Origin of the sequence: Frankia sp. AgB1.9 (genome assembly GCF_016786355.1) — a bacterium.
GTDB lineage: Bacteria > Actinomycetota > Actinomycetes > Frankiales > Frankiaceae > Pseudofrankia.
On sequence record NZ_JADWYX010000004.1, the window covers coordinates 77233 to 94786 of the forward strand.

10 protein-coding genes and 1 pseudogene are annotated in these 17554 nt (G+C 76.0%); 5 read left to right on the forward strand and 6 right to left on the reverse strand.

Features of this window, described 5'->3' with window-relative positions:
- Positions 1-7 precede the first annotated feature (7 nt).
- From I6A60_RS02660 to I6A60_RS41180, 3 genes and pseudogenes are all read left to right on the forward strand, one after another.
- Complete coding sequence (locus I6A60_RS02660) at positions 8-1372, forward strand: DUF58 domain-containing protein (RefSeq protein ID WP_203021630.1); 1365 nt, start codon at positions 8-10, stop codon at positions 1370-1372.
- Complete coding sequence (locus tag I6A60_RS02665) at positions 1369-4887, forward strand: DUF3488 and transglutaminase-like domain-containing protein (protein WP_203021631.1); 3519 nt, start codon at positions 1369-1371, stop codon at positions 4885-4887. The genes I6A60_RS02660 and I6A60_RS02665 overlap by 4 nt, the downstream gene beginning before the upstream one ends.
- Before the next feature lie 349 nt (positions 4888-5236).
- Positions 5237-5537 (forward strand): annotated as a pseudogene (locus I6A60_RS41180) (DUF3040 domain-containing protein); the annotation flags it as partial.
- A gap of 253 nt (positions 5538-5790) precedes the next feature.
- Here I6A60_RS41180 and dinB read toward each other — a convergent pair.
- The 6 genes from dinB to I6A60_RS02705 all read right to left on the reverse strand — a co-directional run bounded on the left by dinB (position 5791) and on the right by I6A60_RS02705 (position 15556).
- Complete coding sequence (gene dinB / locus I6A60_RS02675; RefSeq protein WP_203021633.1) at positions 5791-7023, reverse strand: DNA polymerase IV; 1233 nt, start codon at positions 7021-7023, stop codon at positions 5791-5793.
- Positions 7020-7889: a methyltransferase domain-containing protein gene (locus I6A60_RS02680; protein ID WP_203021634.1), complete on the reverse strand. Its 870-nt coding sequence runs from the start codon at positions 7887-7889 to the stop codon at positions 7020-7022. Before I6A60_RS02680 ends, dinB begins: the two co-directional genes overlap by 4 nt.
- A gap of 182 nt (positions 7890-8071) precedes the next feature.
- On the reverse strand, positions 8072-11974 hold the full coding sequence (locus I6A60_RS41185) for an error-prone DNA polymerase (RefSeq protein ID WP_238434634.1): 3903 nt from the start codon (positions 11972-11974) through the stop codon (positions 8072-8074).
- Positions 11975-12327: 353 nt separating this feature from the next.
- Positions 12328-13926 carry a DNA polymerase Y family protein gene (locus I6A60_RS02695; RefSeq protein WP_203016156.1) on the reverse strand — a complete coding sequence of 533 codons (1599 nt, stop codon included), beginning with the start codon at positions 13924-13926 and terminating at the stop codon, positions 12328-12330.
- Positions 13927-13928: 2 nt separating this feature from the next.
- Positions 13929-14813, reverse strand: coding sequence for a hypothetical protein (locus I6A60_RS02700; protein WP_307838672.1), 885 nt, complete (start codon positions 14811-14813; stop codon positions 13929-13931).
- A 143-nt stretch (positions 14814-14956) separates the two neighbouring features.
- On the reverse strand, positions 14957-15556 hold the full coding sequence (locus I6A60_RS02705; RefSeq protein ID WP_238434602.1) for an SAV_6107 family HEPN domain-containing protein: 600 nt from the start codon (positions 15554-15556) through the stop codon (positions 14957-14959).
- Positions 15557-15757: 201 nt separating this feature from the next.
- Here I6A60_RS02705 and I6A60_RS02710 point away from each other — a divergent pair, with 201 nt between their 5' ends.
- Together I6A60_RS02710 and I6A60_RS02715 are read left to right on the forward strand one after the other, a co-directional pair.
- On the forward strand, positions 15758-16819 hold the full coding sequence (locus I6A60_RS02710; RefSeq protein ID WP_203016153.1) for a spheroidene monooxygenase: 1062 nt from the start codon (positions 15758-15760) through the stop codon (positions 16817-16819).
- 107 nt (positions 16820-16926) lie between these two features.
- A complete protein-coding gene (locus I6A60_RS02715; RefSeq protein ID WP_203016152.1) occupies positions 16927-17550 on the forward strand; it encodes a GNAT family N-acetyltransferase in 624 nt (207 codons plus the stop codon).
- The last annotated feature ends 4 nt before the right edge of the window (positions 17551-17554 follow it).

Sequence of the window (17554 nt, forward strand, 5' to 3'; positions counted from 1 at the left end):
CCCAGCGGTGCGCGACTTCGCCGCCGCCCTGCGCGGCCTGACCATCCGGGGACGGTCCTTCCTGGCCGCCGGCGGCGCCTGCGCCGTCTCGGCGATCGTGCTCGGCGAGAAGGACCTGCTCCGGGTGGCGCTGTTGTTGATGCTGCTGCCCCTGTCGGCCGCGCTGTTCGTCTCCAGGACCCGCTACCGGCTGGCCTGCACCCGCCGGATCGAGCCGCCCCGCGTCACGGCCGGGCAGGCCGCGCAGGTACGGGTCCGGCTGGACAACATGTCCCGGCTGCCGTCGTCGGTGCTGCTCGTCGAGGACAACCTCCCGGACGGCCTGGCGGCGCCGGCCCGGTTCGTGGTGGACCGGATCGAGCCGGGCGGGACCCGCGACCTGTCCTACGAGATCCGCGCCGGGCTGCGCGGGCGCTACCAGCTCGGCCCGATGTCGATCCGGCTCGCCGACCCGTTCGGCTTCTGCGAGCTGACCCGGGCGTTCCGCAGCCGCGACGACCTGGTGGTGACGCCGGCGATCGAGCAGCTGCCGGGCGCCCGCTCACTGCCGCAGGCGGCCGCGTCCGTGTTGCGCCGGTCGGCGCTGAAGGGCGAGGACGAGGCGACCACGCGGCCCTACCGGTCCGGGGACGACCTGCGCCGGGTGCACTGGCGCACCACCGCGAAGACCGGCGAGCTGATGGTGCGCCGCGAGGACACCCCGCGGCTCGGCGGCGCGACCCTGCTGCTCGACGACCACCTCGGCTCCTGGGGCCAGCACGTCGGACCGGCGTCGCCGTTCGAGTGGGCGGTCAGCGCCGTCGGCTCGATCGGAGCGCATCTGGCCCGCAGCGGCTACGGGGTGCGCCTCGTCACCCACCGCGGGCTCGCGGCGGCGGTGCCGGCCCGCAACCCGGGCCCGTTGCTCGACGAGCTCGCCGTCATCACCCAGGTGACGGAGGCCGATCCGCGCCCGGCCTACGCCGCCGTGGCCGGCGGCGACGGCGGCATGCTCGTGATGGTGCTCGGCCGCACCTCGCCGGAGGTCGCGCGCCGGCTCGGCGCCATGCGCCCGCGCAACGCGCCCGCCATCGCGGTGCTCGTCGATCTCGGCCGGTGGGGCGCGGACCCCGCGGCCAGCGCCGACCTGGCCGGTTGCGAGCTGGCACTCTCCCGCGCCGGCTGGCGGGTCCTGATCACCGGGATCGGCAGCCGGATCGCCGACGACTGGCCACGGCTGGCCGGCCCCGCCGCCCGGTTCGTCCGGGCGCCCACGCCTGGCGGTGACCCCACGGCCGGAGCAGCCGCGAGACGTCCCGCTCCCGCCAGCCCCGACGCCGCCCAGCCGCGACTGAGCGGCACCGAGGCCCCCGGGCTGGGGCTGCCCCGATGACCCGGCCGGCGACCGTCCGCGACCCGGCGACCGTCCGGGATCCGGGCGTCGGCCGATCCGCGGGACGCCGGGTCGCCCCGACGGCGCGGCTTGGCGCGGCCCGTGGCCAGGCCGTGCCGACGTTGGTCGGAGCGCTCGCGTCGCTGCTGTGCGCGAGCTCGCTGCGCCCGCTGTTCGACGGGTTCTTCTGGTGGTTCGGACCGGTGCTGCTCGCGGTCCTCGCGGTCGTCGGGCTCGCCGCGCTCGGCCGGGCGCTGGGTCTCGGCCCGTCGGCCACCGTGGTGCTCAGCCTGGCCGGCCTGCTGCTGACGTTGACCGTGTTGTGCGCCCGGTCCGAGGCCTGGCTGGGCTTCGTCCCGACCCGCGCCAGCCTCACCTACCTGCTGGACCTGATGTCCAGCGGCCGCCAGGACATGTCCCGGCTGGCCGCGCCGGTGCCGAGCCGGCCCGGCCTGGTCGTGCTGACGGTGCTCGGCGCCGCGTTCGTCGCGCTGGTCGTCGACCTGCTGGTGGTGGGTGCCGGTCGCCCGACCCTCGCGGGCCTGCCGCTGCTCGGTCTGTTCGCGGTGCCGGCGGCGGTGCTGCCGCACGGCGTCGGCGCCGGGCCGTTCACCCTGGGTGTGCTCGGGTTCCTCGCCCTGCTGCTGTTGGACGGCCGGACGGTCGTGCACCGCTGGGGCCGGCTGGTGACGACCCGCGGCGAGGGCAGGACCCAGCTGTGGCTCGGCGGCCTCGCCGGCCGGGTCGCCCTCGGCGCGCTGCTGCTCGCGGTGCTGGCTCCGTTGGTGCTTCCGTCCCTGGACGGCCATGGGCTGTTGCACCGCGCCAACGGGCCCACCGGCAACAGCGGCCCGGCGGGCACCAGGACCACGGTGCAGTGGCCGATGGTGACGCTGCAGGACCGGCTGCATGTCAACCAGCAGCAGCCGCTGCTGACCGTGCGGACCACCGGTGCGGTCCAGCTGCGGACGGTGGCCCTCGAGGACTACGACGCCGTCCGCCAGTCGTTCAATCTCCGGGAGCTCAGCGGCAACCCCAAGGCTCCGGTCTCCAGCCGCGGGCTGCCCGGCCCGCCGGACAACGTGGACACCCGCCCGGTGACCGCGACGATCTCGATCGAGCCGGGCTACAGCGAGGACTTCCTGCCGACGCCGTGGGTCCCGACCTCGGTCCAGGGTCTCGGCTCGGACTGGCTGCTCGACAAGGCCAGCCAGACGATCTTCAACCCGAAGGGCTCGGCCGCCGGCTCCACCTACACGGTCACGGCGGCCGACCCGTCGCCGAGCCGGCAGGAGCAGACCGCCAAGGGCCCGATCCCGGCCGACATCGCCTACGACACGAAGCTGCCCGACAACCTCGACCCGCAGGTCCGGGAGCTCGCGCAGTCGCTCGCCAGCGGCAGGACCAGCGACTTCGACAGGGTCCGCGCGATCCAGGACTACTTCCACAACGGCACGTTCCACTACGACCTCAACGGGGCACCCACCGGGCAGGACGCGCTCCACCAGTTCCTCTTCGTCAGCAAGACCGGGTACTGCGAGCAGTTCGCCTCCGCGATGACGCTGCTCGTGCGCGCGCTCGGGATTCCGGCGCGGGTCGCCGTCGGCTTCATCGGCGGCGAGCGGCGCGCCGACGGCAGTGTGCTGATCCGCGGCGGGGACGCGCACGCGTGGCCGGAGGTCTGGCTGCCCGGCACCGGCTGGATCGCGTTCGAGCCGACACCTCGCACCGACGGGGTCACGCTCCCGTCCTACGCCGGCGGCACCGACCAGCCGACCACGCCGCCGGACGACACGGCGGCCCAGACCCAGCAGCCGACGCCCGGCGCGACCGGCAGCCAGCCCTCCAGCACCGACCCGGGTGACGCCCAGTCGGGCCAGGACGGCTCGACGGCGCAGAGCTCCGGGCACTCGCTGAGTGACCTCGCCCAGACTCTGCAGGACGGCGACCTCTCCCAGCCACGGCTGAGCGTGCGCACGTCCAACCCCGACGCGTTCCGCGACGTCTTCCTGCGCGAGACGGCACTGGACGACTTCAACGGCACGAGCGGCTTCACCGAACAGGCGCTGCCCGCGTCCGGGGACCCCCCGCTGGACCACGACCTGCCCGGCCCACCAGCGGGAGTCGCGACCACGAAGCTGACCGCGACGGTCTCGGTACACCCCGGCTTCCACGAGTCCGAGCTGCCGGTGCCCACGGTGGCCACGTCCGTGGACGGCCTGGAGGGCTCCTGGCAGTTCCACCAGGCGACCGGCACCATCTACGCGGACGCGGGGACGACGGCGGCCGGCGCGGTCTACACGGTCCAGGCGCAGGTCCCGAATCCCAGCCCCGACCAGCTCGCCAGGTCCGGGCCGGTCCCGTCCTCGCTGAAGCTCGACCTGGCGCTGCCGGCCGGCCTCGACCCGCGGATCCGCCAGCAGGCCCAGACGGTCACCGCGACGGCGACGACCGCCTACGCGAAGGCCGACGCGCTGCTGAACTACCTGACCTCCGCGCCGTTCACCTATGACGTGCACGCGCCGGCGGGCAGTGTCAGCGATCTCCTGTTCGACAGCCATACGGGCTTCTGCAACCACTACGCGACGGCGATGGCGGTCATGGCCCGAACGCTGGGAATCCCGGCCAGGGTCGCGGAGGGCTACGCCTACACCTCCGATGTCCGGCAGCCAGACGGGTCGTTGCTGTACAAGGCAGGCAACTGGCACGCGTGGACCGAGGTCTGGCTGCCCGGCGCGGGCTGGGTGCCGTTCAACCCGACCCCGGTGGGCAACCTCGACCTCGGCACGAACACCTGGAAGCCGCAGCCCGGCCAGAAGCAGCTGGAGACCGGCGGTCGGACCGGGACGGCGGCGGGTTCGACCGGGACCGTCCACGGCGTGATCCGCGTCGCGATGTGGGTCCTGATCGCGCTGGCCGGGCTGGCCCTGCTCGCCACGCCGGCGATCGCCCGGGTCGTCCTGCGCCGCCGCCGGCTACGCGGGGACCCGGCGCGGCGTGGGTCCGGGCCTGAGCCCTCACCGGCGGCCGCCGCCGCGGAGGCCAGCGCGCGGGTGCGGGCCGGCTGGACGGAGCTGCTCGACGTGGCGACGGACCTCGGTATCCCGCTGCGGCTCAGCGACTCGCCCCGCATGGTGATCTCCAGGCTGGACCGCTACCTCTCGGCCGGGCCGGAGGCGACCGACGACCGGGTCGTGGCCGCGCGGGCGGCGCTGGCCCGGCTGGCGTGGGCCGAGGAGCGGGTCCGTTACGCCCCGGCCGGCACCTCCGTCGGGGCTGCCGCGGACACCGTGGCCGCGGACGTGACGATCGCTGTCGGCGCGCTGCTGTCGGTCGCGCCGCGCAGCCGCAGGCTGGTCGCGCAGATGGCGCCGCCGTCCGTGCTGCGGCGAGCGACCCGTTCGGGGGCCTATGGCGCCGCCGAACGGGCGTGGCGCCGCCGGCCCGCCCGATCCACTCCCCCGGCAGCGGCCGAGCCCGAAACCGAGCCGAGCGAGCCGGCGTCCCAGGCCTAGGCCTAGGCCTGGTGAACGGCCCCCGACCGCTCCCTCGCCCCGGCCGCGGCGGCGCGCGAATGGAGGACGACCGCCCGCGCCAGTCCGAATGGCACCGATGTGCCCGAGTCGTGGGCGGGCGCGGGGCCGGCGCCCGCCCCGCCCTTCCGTGGCCAGTGCGCGACAATGGACCCGTGGCTGGGTGGCTCAGGTAAAGGGCTGGTACCGAGGATGGCTGTTGTCCCCCACGCCCGCGTGTCGATGCCTATTCTTGGTTAGGTTCGTCCTGCCGGGTTACGGCCCTGCCGGGTCGAGGTGGCCCGTCCTGCCGGCGCCACCGAGGAGCTGGGGTCGAGGGAGGAGTGCGTAGATGCCGCTCTCGGAGAACGAGCAGCGCATGCTCGAGCAGATCGAGCGCGCTCTTGTCGAGGACGACCCCAAATTCGCGAGCGCGGTCCGGTCCACGAACCCGCGGACCTACCTGGTTCGGCGGATCCGTCGCAACGCGGTGCTTTTCGTCCTCGGCCTCGCTGTCCTCGTCGTGGGTGTCGTTCTCAGCCAGCTGCCCACGCTGACCGTCATCCTGGGCATTCTCGGCTTCTCGATCATGTTGACCGCCGCGCTGCGCGGAGCGGCCGACCTGCGCCGGATGAGCGGGCGCGGCGCCGACCCCCGTCGCGGGGGGGCCCCCCCCCGCCCCCCCCCCCCCGCCCCCCCCCCGGGGGGGGGCGCGGGGGGGGGGGCCCGGCCGGCGGGCGGGGCGCGCCGCCCGGGGGCGGGAGGGGGGGGGGCGCCCCCCCCCCCCGCGGGGGGGCCCCCCCCCCGCGCCGACGCACCCGCGCCACCTTCATGGAGCGGGTCGAGGAGCGCTGGCGCCGTCGCTGGGAAGGCTGATCCCGCCGGCTGGCTGAAACGCGGCTCGGCTCAGGTGCTCTCCGGCCGCCTCGGCTGGCGGGGCAGCAGACTGGCCGGGCCGACGGAGTCGGTCCCGAAACGGCGGCCGGCCGCGTCGGTGGCGCGGTCGAGCTGGGACCAGCCGACCGGCCGCTCGTCGAAGGCGAGCTGGTGGCCGGCACCACCCGCGTCCGTCAGGTTCGCCGCCCGCACTCCGACCAGCCGGACGGCCTTGCCGGCGAGGCCGGCCTCGTGGAACAGCTCGAGCGCGGCCCGGTAGATCTCCTGGCTCACGTCGGTCGGCTCGCGCAGCGTGCGCGCCCGGGTGAGGGTGCTGAAGTCGGCTAACCGGATCTTGACGCCGATGGTCCTCGTGACCCGGCCGCGGTCACGCAGCCGCCGGGCCACCTGACCCGACAGACGCAGCAGCTCCCGGGCCAGGGCGTCCTGGTCGGCGCTGTCGACCGACAGGGTGTGCTCGGCGCTGATGCTGACCTCGGTCGAGCCCGGGTCCACGCCGCGCTCGTCGCGGCCGTGCGCGAGGGCGTTCAGGTGCGCGCCGGCGGCCTGACCGAGCGCGCGCCGCAGCGTCGGCAGCGGGCAGTCGGCGATGTCGCCGATGGTGCGCAGCCCCAGCCGGTCCAGCGCCGCCTCGGTGGCCTGTCCGACGCCCCACAGGGCCGACGTCGGCAGCGGGTGCAGGAAGCCGAGCACCCCGCCCGCCGGCACCACCAGCAGGCCGTCCGGCTTGGACCGGGTCGAGGCGATCTTGGCGACGAACATCGTCGGAGCTACTCCGACCGAGCAGGTCAGGCCCTCCTCGGCGAGTACCCGGGCGCGGATCAGCCGAGCGATCTCGGCCGGGGTACCGAACAGCCGCCTGGACCCGGAGACGTCGAGGAAGGCCTCGTCCACCGAGAGCGGGGCGACCAGCGGGGTGACGTCCCGCAGGATCGCCATCACCCGGGTGGAGACCTCCTGGTAGCGGTGCCGCTCGGGCGGGAGCACCAGCGCCGTCGGGCACAGCCGGCGCGCCCGGCCGAGCGGCATCGCGCTGCGCACGCCGAAGGCGCGTGCCTCATAGGTCGCGGACAGCACGACACCGCGCGTCCCGCCGCCGATGATCACGGGTCGGCCGCGCAGCTCCGGGCGTTCCAGCAGGGTCACCGAGGCGAAGAACGCGTCCATGTCGACGTGCAGGATCGGGCTGCCCACCGACCGGTCGGTGCCCGTCCCGGCCGGGCCGGCCGTCGCGCCGGTCACGGTCCGGCCGCCGTCCGGCGGGCGAGGACGTGCAGCTGGGCGGCGAGGTCCCGGTAGGGCGGGCGGGCGGCGACGGCGGCCTCCAGCTCGGCCAGCCGCTCGGCCCAGCCGGCCGCTGGCTCCCGCTCGTCCCCGCCGCCGGCCGGCGGCGTCGCGAGATCGGTGAGCACGCGGACCCCGTGCACGGCGACGACCTCGGCACCGGCGGCGCGCACGAGGCCGACGATCTCGTCGGTGTCGAACCGGTGGGTCTCGCCGGCCAGGCGCTGGCCATGCGCCGGCAGGTACGGGCCAGCCAGGGCCTGGGCCGCCTCGTCGAACCTGCCGGCGAGCGCGCGCGCCAGCACGGTGCCGGCCCGGCCCGGGACGAGCAGGCTCAGCCAGCCGCCGGGCCGCAGCACCCGCAGCGCCGCGGTGAGGGCCTGCCGCGGGTCGTCGACCCGGTCGAGGACCGCGTGGCACAGCAACAGATCGGCGCCGCCGGCCGGGGCGAGGTCAGGACCGACCACGGCGCTCAGCTCGCTCAGGTCACCCTGCCGGCCGGTCACCCGCGTGGCCACCCCCGCGTCGGCGGCACGGCGGGCCAGGGCGGCCAAGGCGTCCTGGCTCGGATCGACGACCATCACCCGGTGGCCACGCTCGGCGAGTGGCACGGCGAACCCGCCGCTCCCGCCGCCGGCGTCGACCACGGTCAGCCCGGCCCCGGTTGGACCGGCCGCGAGCACATCGGTGAGCGCCCGCCACACGGCGGCGTGCCGCGGGTCGGCCCGCTCCGCCGCCCGGTACGCGTCCGCGGGCTGGGCCGGCGCGCCCGCCTGGCCGTCCAGCGGTGGGCCCGTCGACGGCGCCGCAGCCGGGATCGTCATCGGGCGGGCAGCGAGAACCCGATGACCACACCGACGACGAGGCCTCCCACCGACACTCCGGCGACCGTCACCATCCATCGAGACATCGGCTATCCCTACGTTCGGTAACCAAGGCGACCGTGAAGATAACCGATGGTAATCGAACGGGGGTGATCCGGCGACGGACGCCCCGACGCCCGGCCTCACCGGAAGTCCCGGGAACTGCGGGCCACGGCGAGCGGGAGGCGCTCGAGCCGCTCGGCGATCACGTTCACCACGCCGTCGGCCTTCTCCAGCCGGCCACGGACGATCAGCGCGGGCGCGGAGGTGGCCACCGCGCGGTGACGGACCCAGACTCCCCGGGAGCAGATCACGTTCACCAGGCCAGTCTCGTCCTCCAGGTTGAGGAAGGTGGTCCCACCCGCGGTCGCCGGGCGCTGCCGATGGGTGACGACGCCGGCGACGACCACCCGCCGGTCGCCCGGGAGCTGCGCCAGCCGGGTGGCGACCACCACGCCGAGCGCGTCCAGCCGGTCCCGGACGAACTCGGTCGGGTAGCGGCCCGGCGTGATCCCGGTCGCCCACAGGTCGGCGACGATCTCCTCCGCGCCGGACATCCCAGGCAGGTGCGCCGCGACCGCCGCCGGATCCCCGACCAGCGTCGTCCCCTCCAGTCGGTCGGGCCTCGCCTGGGCGGCGGCGCCGGCCGCCCACAGCGCCTCCCTGCGGGCCAGGCCGAAGCAGCCGAACGCCCCGGCGGTGGCCAGCGCCTCCAGCTGGGCAGCGGCCAGGCCGGTCCGGCGCGCCAGATCCGCCATGTCCCGGTACGGCCCGCCCACGTCGCGCGCGGCCACGATCCGCTCCGCGTTCGCCGTCCCGATCAGGCGGACCCCGGCCAGGCCCAGCCGGACGGCCGGATGCCGCGGGCCCACCAGACCGCCGGCTGCCCCGCTAGCCGACCTCCCAGATCCGCTCCGCCGATCCGGCAGGAACCCTGCCTCCGCTCCGGCCGCGGCCCCGACGCCGATCCGGGCGGGAACCGGCTCACCGGCCGGCTGCCCGTCCCACACCGGCTCGGCCAGCCCGGCGGGTCGTCCTTCGCCCTGGAGGATCGCGCCGGCGCCGGAGGCGTTCAGGTCGGGGCCGTGCACGGTGACGCCATGCCGGCGGGCATCGGCGACCAGGCTCTGCGGGGGGTAGAAGCCCATCGGCTGGGCGTTGAGCAGCGCCGCGCAGAACGCCGCCGGGTAGTACAGCTTGATCCAGGCGCTGGCGTAGACGAGGAAGGCGAAGCTGACCGAGTGGCTCTCCGGGAAGCCGAAGTTCGCGAACGCGGCGAGCTTCGTGTACAGCTCGTCGGCCGCGGCGCCGGTGATCCCGTTGGTGGCCATGCCCTGGTAGAACCGCTCGCGCAGCCGGTCGATCCGTTCGGTCGCCCGCTTGGCACCCATCGCCCGGCGCAGCTGGTCCGCCTCGGCCGCGGTGAACCCGGCGACGTCGATCGCCATCTGCATGAGCTGCTCCTGGAAGAGCGGTATGCCGAGGGTCTTCTTCAGCGAGCGCTCCAGCAGCGGGTGCGGGTAGGTGACCTCCTCGAGGTCGTTGCGGCGCCGGATGTACGGATGCACCGAGCCGCCCTGGATCGGCCCGGGGCGGATCAGCGCCACCTCGACGACCAGGTCGTAGAACCGGCGTGGCCGCAGCCGGGGCAGGGTCGCCATCTGGGCCCGGCTCTCCACCTGGAAGACGCCGATCGAGTCCGCGGCGCAGAGCATGTCGTAGACGGCCGGGTCCTCCGGCGGGATCTCCCCCAGGTCCAGGTGCCGGCCGTGGTGGTCGCGGATCAGGGCGAACGCGAGGTGCAGGGCGCCCAGCATCCCGAGGCCGAGCAGGTCGAACTTGACCAGCCCGGCGACGGCGCAGTCGTCCTTGTCCCACTGGATGACGGTCCGCCCCGGCATCCGGGCCCACTCCACCGGCACCACCTCGGCCACCGGCCGGTCGCAGATCACCATCCCGCCCGAGTGGATGCCCAGATGACGCGGGAACCCGAGCAGCTGCCCGGCAAGCCCGACCACCTCGACGGGGATCGCTGTGTTGCCTTGGTCCGCTCCGTCCGGGCGCGGCCCTGCGGCACCGACCTCGCCTGGCGGCTCGGTCGGTACCTCCGGGCCGCGTCCTCCGGAGCGAACGGTGCGCTCCGGCGACAGCCCCTGCGGCCCCGGGACTTCACGACCTCCGAAATCGGCTTCGCCGATTCCGCAGGAACCCCGGCGCTCGTCCAGGGGCCTCCGGGGCTGCGCGCCTCCGCGCCGCGGGGGCACGTTCCGGCCACCCGCGAGCGCCGGCGCGAGGGCGGCCGCGGCCGGGATGGTCGGGGCAGGGACGGTCGCCGCCGGGGCCGCTGGCGCGGCGGTGGGTAGCGGGGACCAGCGGTCGAGGCCGGAGGACCAGGCGTCCTGTTGGCCGGGGGAGAAACCGAGCGCGCGGGCGACGTCGCGGACCGCCGAGCGGGACCGGTAGCTGATGACGTTGGCCACCTGGGCGGCGCGGTCCCGGCCGTAGCGGCCGTAGACGTACTGGATGACCTCCTCACGGCGGCCGGACTCGATGTCTAGGTCGATGTCCGGCGGCCCGTCCCGCTCCGGGGCGAGGAACCGCTCGAACAGCAGGCCGAAGGAGACCGCGTCGACGCCGGTGATGCCCAGCGCGTAGCAGACCGCCGAGTTCGCCGCCGAGCCACGGCCCTGGCAGAGAATGTCCTCCCGGCGGCAGAACTCGACGATGTCGTGGACGATCAGGAAGTAGCCGGGGAAGCCGAGCGACTCGATCAGGGTGAGCTCGTGGGCGAGCTGGTCGTAGGCGCCGCCGACCCGCTCCCGTACCGGCGGCCCGTACCGGCGGGCCGCGCCCTGCATGGTCAGCAGCCGCAGCCAGCTGGCCTCGGTGTGCCCGGGTGGCACCGGGAAGTCCGGCAGCCTCGGGGCGACGAGCCGCAGGTTGAAGGCGCTCTCGGTCCCGACCCGTGCCGCCGCCTCCACCGCGCCCGGATACCGGGCGAACCGGTCGGCCATCTCGGCGCCGGACCGCAGGTGCGCGGCGCCGGCCGGCGGCAGGTGGCCGTCCATCTCGTCGAGCGACCGGCGGGCCCGGATCGAGGCCATCACCGCGGCGAGCCGACCGGCCGACGGCGTGGCGTAGTGGACGTTGTTCGTGGCGACGCAGGTCAGCCCGGCCTCCTGAGCGAGGCCGTACAGGGCGTCGTTGCGGTCCGAGTCGAGCGGGTGCGCGTGGTCCCACAGCTCGACGGCGACGTTGTCCCGGCCGAACCGGCCGACCAGCCCGTCGAGGGCGAGACGGGCGGCGTCGAGGCCGCCGGCGGCCAACGCGGCGGGTACCAGCCCCTTGCGGCAGCCGGTCAGGATCTGCCAGTGCCCGTCGCCGGCCGCGGCGGCGAGCACGTCCAGGCTGGTCAGCGGGCGGCCCTTCTCCCCGCCGGCCAGGTGCGCGTCGGACACCGCCCGCGACAGCCGGCGGTACCCCTCCGGAGTCCGGGCCAGCACGAGCAGGTGATCGCCGGCCGGGTCGGGTACCCCCGGGCGCGGGGCCGGCGCCGCGCCGGGCGGCCCCGGCAGACGCGGGCCCGTACGGGGCTCGCCCGTGTCTGGCCCCGCCGCGGGCTGGCCCGGGTTCGGCGCCGAGGCCAGGGAGACCTCCACCCCGTAGAGCGTCCGCAGGCCTACCTGTTCGGCGGCCTCCGCGAACCGGACCACCCCGTACATGCCGTCGTGGTCGGTGAGCGCGAGCGCCGACAGCCCGAGCCGGGCGGCCTCCTCGACCAGGTCCTCCGGCTGGCTGGCCCCGTCGAGGAAGCTGAACGCCGAGTGGCAGTGCAGCTCGGCGTACGGTGCCGCCGCCGGGGCCGGCCTGGCCGCTCCGTCAGCGCCGGGCGCCCCCTCGGCGCGGGCCGCGGCCACGGCGGCGACCAGCTCGGGCGCCGGCCGGTAGGGCTCCCGGTGCCTCGACCACGCGGGCGCGTCCCCGCCATCCCCCTCCGGTCCGCCCTGCTCGCCCTGCCCGCCCGGCTGGGGTGGGCGCCCCGACATCCGCCGCTCCAGCTCCGCCCACGAAACGGCCGGGTTCCACCAGCTCACGCCCTATCCCCCAGACGCCGGGCCGCCCCGGCAGGCACCGCCGCGCGCTGCCACGGCGTACTTGGTCACCACATCTAGTGCCGCTGCATCTAGTGCCGCTGCCCCCAACGTCGGCCCGACCCGGCCCGACCCGACCCGACCCGAGTGATCGTCGTTTCGGCCCTCCCGTGGTTGCATTCCGAGCTCGATCGCAACCACCGCAGGACGCAAACGGCGATCATGCGCGAAGGCGAGACGGAGCGAACCAGGCCGGGTCCGGCACCAGGCCGGTCGACACACTGACCGGCCTTGAACCACGCTCGGCTTCAGCCGTAGGACGCCTCCCACCACCATCGACCGCCCTCGACGAACAGCAGGCGGGCGTCGCCGTCCTCGGTGGTCAGCTGGAAACGGGCGCGGCGTCGGCCGGACGGCTCCCACCAGCGCTCGTCGGCCGGCCAGGGACCAGCCCAGCCGGTCACCCGGACCGGCGGGCGGCCGTCGACGGCCAGCCAGGCCGGCGCCTTGGTGGCTACCGTCCGGCCACTGACGACGACCGGTTCGCCGGCGGCGTCGAGCAGCAGGGCGGGACGCGGTTCGGTGAGCACGGTGGCCGGCGCGGGCGCGGGCAGCCGCCCGGGCCACGGGGCGCCGGCCCGGTCCGCCTCGGTGGCGTCGCGCGGCCCGCGGGGCTCGCCCCACGGCACCAGCCGGACCGCCGTGGCCGGGTCACGCCCGCCGCGCACCTCGGCGGTCAGGACCGCCTCTGGTCCGAGCAGGCCCTGGACCCGGTCGAGGGCCCGGCGCACCCGGCCGTCGGCCGCGCCCGGCTCACCCCACAGCCCCAGCTGGCGGCCGTCGGCGGCCAGCAGGTCCTCCGGAACCACCCTGATCCACGTCACGCCCGCCGTCGGCCCGTGCCCGGTCCCAGCCGACCCGGGCCCGTAGCCGGTCCCGGGCGGGGCGGCCCGGCTGGCCTCCGACGCCAGGGCCGCGGCGGACAGCCAGCCGTCGAGCTGCCAGCGGATCCGGTCGGTGATCGCGGCGGCGGTCAGCGGGCCGTCGTGCCGCCAGACCCGGCGCAGCCGTTCCCCGTTCTCTGTCTCGGCCTCGATCGCGACCCGGGCGCAGGCCAGGCCAGCGGCCAGCAGCTTCGCGTGGCAGTCCTCGGCGAGGCGGCGGGCGGTGAAGACGACCTGCTCGACGGTGTCGGCCGGCGGGTCGAGGAGGGTGTCGACGGTGAGGTCCGAGGGGACGACGCGGGGCTCCGGCAGCCGCTCGTCGTCACCCCGGGCCAGCCGGTGGACGAGCGCCCCGTCCGGGCCGAACCGGTCGAGCACCTGGGCCGCCGGCAGCGCGGCGAACGCGCCCAGCGTGGGCAGCCCCAGCCTGCGCAGCAGCCCGGCGAGCTCGGGCCGGTCGACCAGTTCCACCGGCAGCCCGGCGAGGAAGCCGGCGCTGGCCCCGGCGGGCACCGTCTCGCCAAGCCGGCCGGCCAGCCCGGCGGCGAACGGCCCGTCGGCGATCCCGATCCGGCAGTTGCCCGCGACGGCGGCCACCGCGCCACGGATCTGGGCGATCACGAGGGCCTCCGCGCCGAAGTAGCGGGCCGCGCCGCGGACCGGCACCAGGCAGTCGCCCGGCCGGGTCACCTCGGCGCCGGGCACGACGGTCTCGACCGCGGCCACCACCGGCTCGAACACCCGGGCGTCCCGATCGGAATCGGCCGCCAGCAGCCGCAGTTGCGGGCAGCGCCCCTGGGCGTCGCGCCGGCGCAGCCCCGGCAGCACCCCGGCGGCGCGGGCGGCCGCGGTCGCGGTCACCACCCGGTTCGCCTCGACCACGGCGGCGGGCACCTCGGGCCCGATCCCGGCGGCCAGCGTCGGCCAGTCCGGGCAGTGCACAGCCAGCATCCGCACGGGCATGACTACGCGGCCCCCTCTACGACGTGCAGCTCCCGCGCCACGCCGGCCGCCGGCTCGGCGCCCGGGCGCGGCCCGGCGGTGCCGTCCAGCCCGGCGACCACGCCATCCGCCTCCAGGCCAGCCGCCTGGCTCTGACCGACAGCGCCGTCCAGCCCGAAGGCGGGGCTTCCGGTGACGGGGTTCGGGCCGGAGGCGCCGTCGAGCTCGACGACCGGGCCGGGGCCGGCGACGGTGAGCCAGCCGTGGCGGGGCCGGCTGGCCGCGCCCCGGCCGGACACCCGGACCAGCAGCCGGGCACCGCGCAGGTGCCCGTGCCCCTGGCCGAGGCCGTGGAAGGACCGTTCCGCCGCGGTCAGACGCAGTTCCGCGCCCTCCCAGCCGGCACCGACCGGGAGCAGCAGGCAGCCCCGCTCACGGGCGCGGGCCGCGAGCCGTCGGGCCGAGCCGGCCGACTTCGCCTCCGCCGGCGGGCGGACCGCCACCACGTCGAGGGCATCGATCAGGGCCGCGGTGACCACGGGCCAGCGTGGGCCCGGCTCGGGCACCAGGACCAACCGGTCCAGCGCGATCCCGGCCTCGGCCGCGGCGAGCAGGCCGAGCGCCGGGCAGCCGACCACCGCGCACCACGCCCCGGCCCGGGACGGCTCCGCGAGCACGGCGAGCAGCAGCGCGGCCGACCCCTCGACGGCCACCGTCGTCCCCCGCGCCAGCGCCCGTCGGGGCAGCAGCCCGGCCAGTGCCGCCGGCACCGGCAGCAGCCGGTCAGGGTCACCGAGATCAGGCGGGTCGGCCGGCCCGCCGTGGGTGATCTCCCGCAGGTCCCGTAGCTCCCGCAGGTCTCGCAGCGCGGCCAGCACCGGCTCCGGGCGACCGGGCGGCCGTCCCACCGGGTGGACGTCACGAGGCTGGGTGTCACGAGGCCGGACGTCACGGGACTGGGCGTCACGGGACTGGACATCACGAGGCCGGACGTCACGGGACTGGATGTCACGGGGCTTTGGGAAGCCGCGCGCGCGGACCGGGTGCACGGCTAGTCCGTCCCGGAACGCGCCACCGGCGCCGCCGCCCCGATGAGCGTCGGCTGAGACGGCAGGCCCAGGACCTCCTCGACCACCCCGAGGAAGATCTCCACCTGCCGGACGAGGTCGTCGGCCTCGCGGATGGACACGACGGACAGCCCGGCCTCGGCCGCTGCGCGCCGGGGCGCGCCCGCGGCGAAGAAGTCGGCCCACTCGCCGAGCTCAGGGGTGACCTGGGCCAGCAGCCGCCAGGCGCTCACCGGCCGGCCGCGCCGGCCCGGCCGAGGCGTGGCCCGGGCCGCCAGCACCGCCGCGGCCACCCGCAGCGCTGCCAGGTGCGCGAGCGCGTACCGCTCCCCCGCCGGGTGGGCGAAGGCTGCCTCGGCCAGTCCGTGCCGGGCAGCCGCGAGCAGATCATCCCGGGAGCGCCGCGGCATCCCGGCCGCCGGGACCGTGGCCCGCTGGTCGGCCGACGCAACCTGTCGTACCGCGTTGGCAGACTGCGGGGGCCGAGGCCGGACGGGATGCAGGGCGGGCTGCGGGCACACGGGCGGACGCCCGGCCTGCTGCGGCACGGACGACTGCTGGCGCCGTGTTGGCTGGCTGGTCATCTCCACCCTCCCGAGGTGCACCGCGCCGGCTGGCCGCCGGTCGTAGTCGCCGGCCCGCCCGGCATGTTGCTCGAACGACGTTGGTTCGAACGGTGTTGCTTGAACGGCACTACTACTTGAACGGCACCGCGTTTTGAACGCACCGTGTTCGAACACAAGTTCGAACAAGGATGACGGTAGCCCGGCCGGGAGGAGGCGTCAATGTCGTGGGAGAAGGCGTCGCCGGGAGGGGCGCTCGGCTGGCCGCCGGGCGCCACCGGGCGGCCGTTGGTGACCGTCGACCTGTGGCGGGTACCCACCCGGCGGATCGGCGGAGCGCTCGGCCGGATGGCCCTGGACCGGGCTCGACTGCGCCGCGTGGACGGGCTCACGTTCGCCAGGCTGGTCGGCACGGGCACCCCTGGGGCCTTTGCTCCGCGGGACGCCGAACCGCGCCGCTGGGGGCTGGTCTCGGTCTGGGACAGCCCGGCCGCCGCCGAGGCGTTCGGGGACTCTCCGGTCGCCCGTTCCTGGGCGCGGATCGCCGACGAGCACTTCCACGTAGAGCTGTGCCCGCTCGCCTGGCGTGGCCGCTGGTCGGGCCGCGAGCCCTTCGGCCCCCCACCAGCGGGGAACCCGCCAGCGGGGAACCCCGCGGACGGGAACCCGGCGGCCGCGGGCCAGCCTGCCATCCATGATCGCGACTTTGGCCCTCCAGTGGTCGCATCCGCGGCCGTTCCGCAACCACTGGAGGGCGCAAACGGCGATCACGCAGACGGGCTGACCTTGGCGGTCCCGGGCCTGGCCGGCGGCGAATCCGCGGCCGGCGAGACGGCCGGTACAGCGTTGCCACCCCGGGGACCGGTGGCGCCCGGGCTGGTCACGGTGCTGACCAGGGCCCGGCTCGCGCCCCGGCACGCGGTCAGTTTCTGGCGGGCCGCGCCCGCGGTCGCCGCCGATCTCGCGGCCCTGGCCGGCACCCCCACGACCGAGGGCACCTCCGCCGGCCCAGCCACCCCCGCCGGCACGGTGGCACCGACGCTCGCGATCGGAATCGGGGAGGCGCCGATCGGGCTGCAGGGCACGTTCAGCGTCTGGCCGAGCCTCGCCGCCGTCCGCGCGTTCGCCTACCGGCGCCCGGCGCACGCCGCCGCCGTCCGCCGGACCGGTGAGGTCGGTTGGTACGCCGAGGAGCTGTTCGCCCGGTTCGCGGTCCTCGCCGGCCATGGCACCGTCGACGGCCGGGATCCGCTGCGTCCTGACGGTTCCACGACGGCGCGATGACACACCGTGTCCCGTTTGAGACAGTTACTCGGTCACCGGGCACGGGGCGAGAGTGCCGGGTTATCGTCAACCTCCCGACCGCCCGTCCACTCACTGCGAGGCAGGCCTTGGCGAGTGCCGACATCAGGCTGGTGCGCTGGACGCCCGCCCGGATGCGTGCCCGCCTCGGTGAGGTGATCGGCGTCTACAAGACGGCCTTCCTGGATGTGCACGAGGCGGATCCGGTCCGCGCCGCCCGCGACCGGATGACGCACGCCCGCCGGCACACGGAGCGGCGCGACCTGCGCGCGGTCGCCGCGCTGACCTCCGACGACGCCCTGGTCGGCGTCACCTACGCGATGCCCGGCCGGCAGGGGCAGTGGTGGCATGACGTGGTGGCCACCGCGCTGTCCCCCGCCGCGTCGGTGCACTGGCTGGAGGACTGCCTCGAGATCGTCGAGCTGCACGTCCTGCCGGAGTACCAGGGCCAGGGCATCGGCCGGGAGCTGCTGCGGGAGCTGCTGCGCGACGCGCCCTACCGCACCGCGGCGCTGTCCGCGCTGGAGCTGCCGGACAGCCGGGCCCGCCGGCTCTACGCCAGCGAGGGTTTCGTCCCGTTGCTGTCGAACTTCCGTTTCCCGGGCAGCTACACCCCCTACGCGGTGCTCGGCAAGGAGCTGCCGCCACCCGGCCCACGGCATCGCCGCGGCGCGATGGCCGCCCGTTTCGGCCGGCCCGCCCGAGCGTTGTAGACCT

Bases quoted from the DNA above. Each gene is read 5' to 3' on its own strand.
- I6A60_RS02665 (WP_203021631.1), top strand. From the start codon at position 1,369: ATGACCCGGCCGGCGACCGTCCGCGACCCGGCGACCGTCCGGGATCCG.
- I6A60_RS02680 (WP_203021634.1), bottom strand. From the start codon at position 7,889: ATGACGATCCCGGCTGCGGCGCCGTCGACGGGCCCACCGCTGGACGGC.
- I6A60_RS41185 (WP_238434634.1), bottom strand. From the start codon at position 11,974: ATGTCGGGGCGCCCACCCCAGCCGGGCGGGCAGGGCGAGCAGGGCGGA.
- I6A60_RS02695 (WP_203016156.1), bottom strand. From the start codon at position 13,926: ATGCCCGTGCGGATGCTGGCTGTGCACTGCCCGGACTGGCCGACGCTG.
- I6A60_RS02705 (WP_238434602.1), bottom strand. From the start codon at position 15,556: ATGACCAGCCAGCCAACACGGCGCCAGCAGTCGTCCGTGCCGCAGCAG.
- I6A60_RS02710 (WP_203016153.1), top strand. From the start codon at position 15,758: ATGTCGTGGGAGAAGGCGTCGCCGGGAGGGGCGCTCGGCTGGCCGCCG.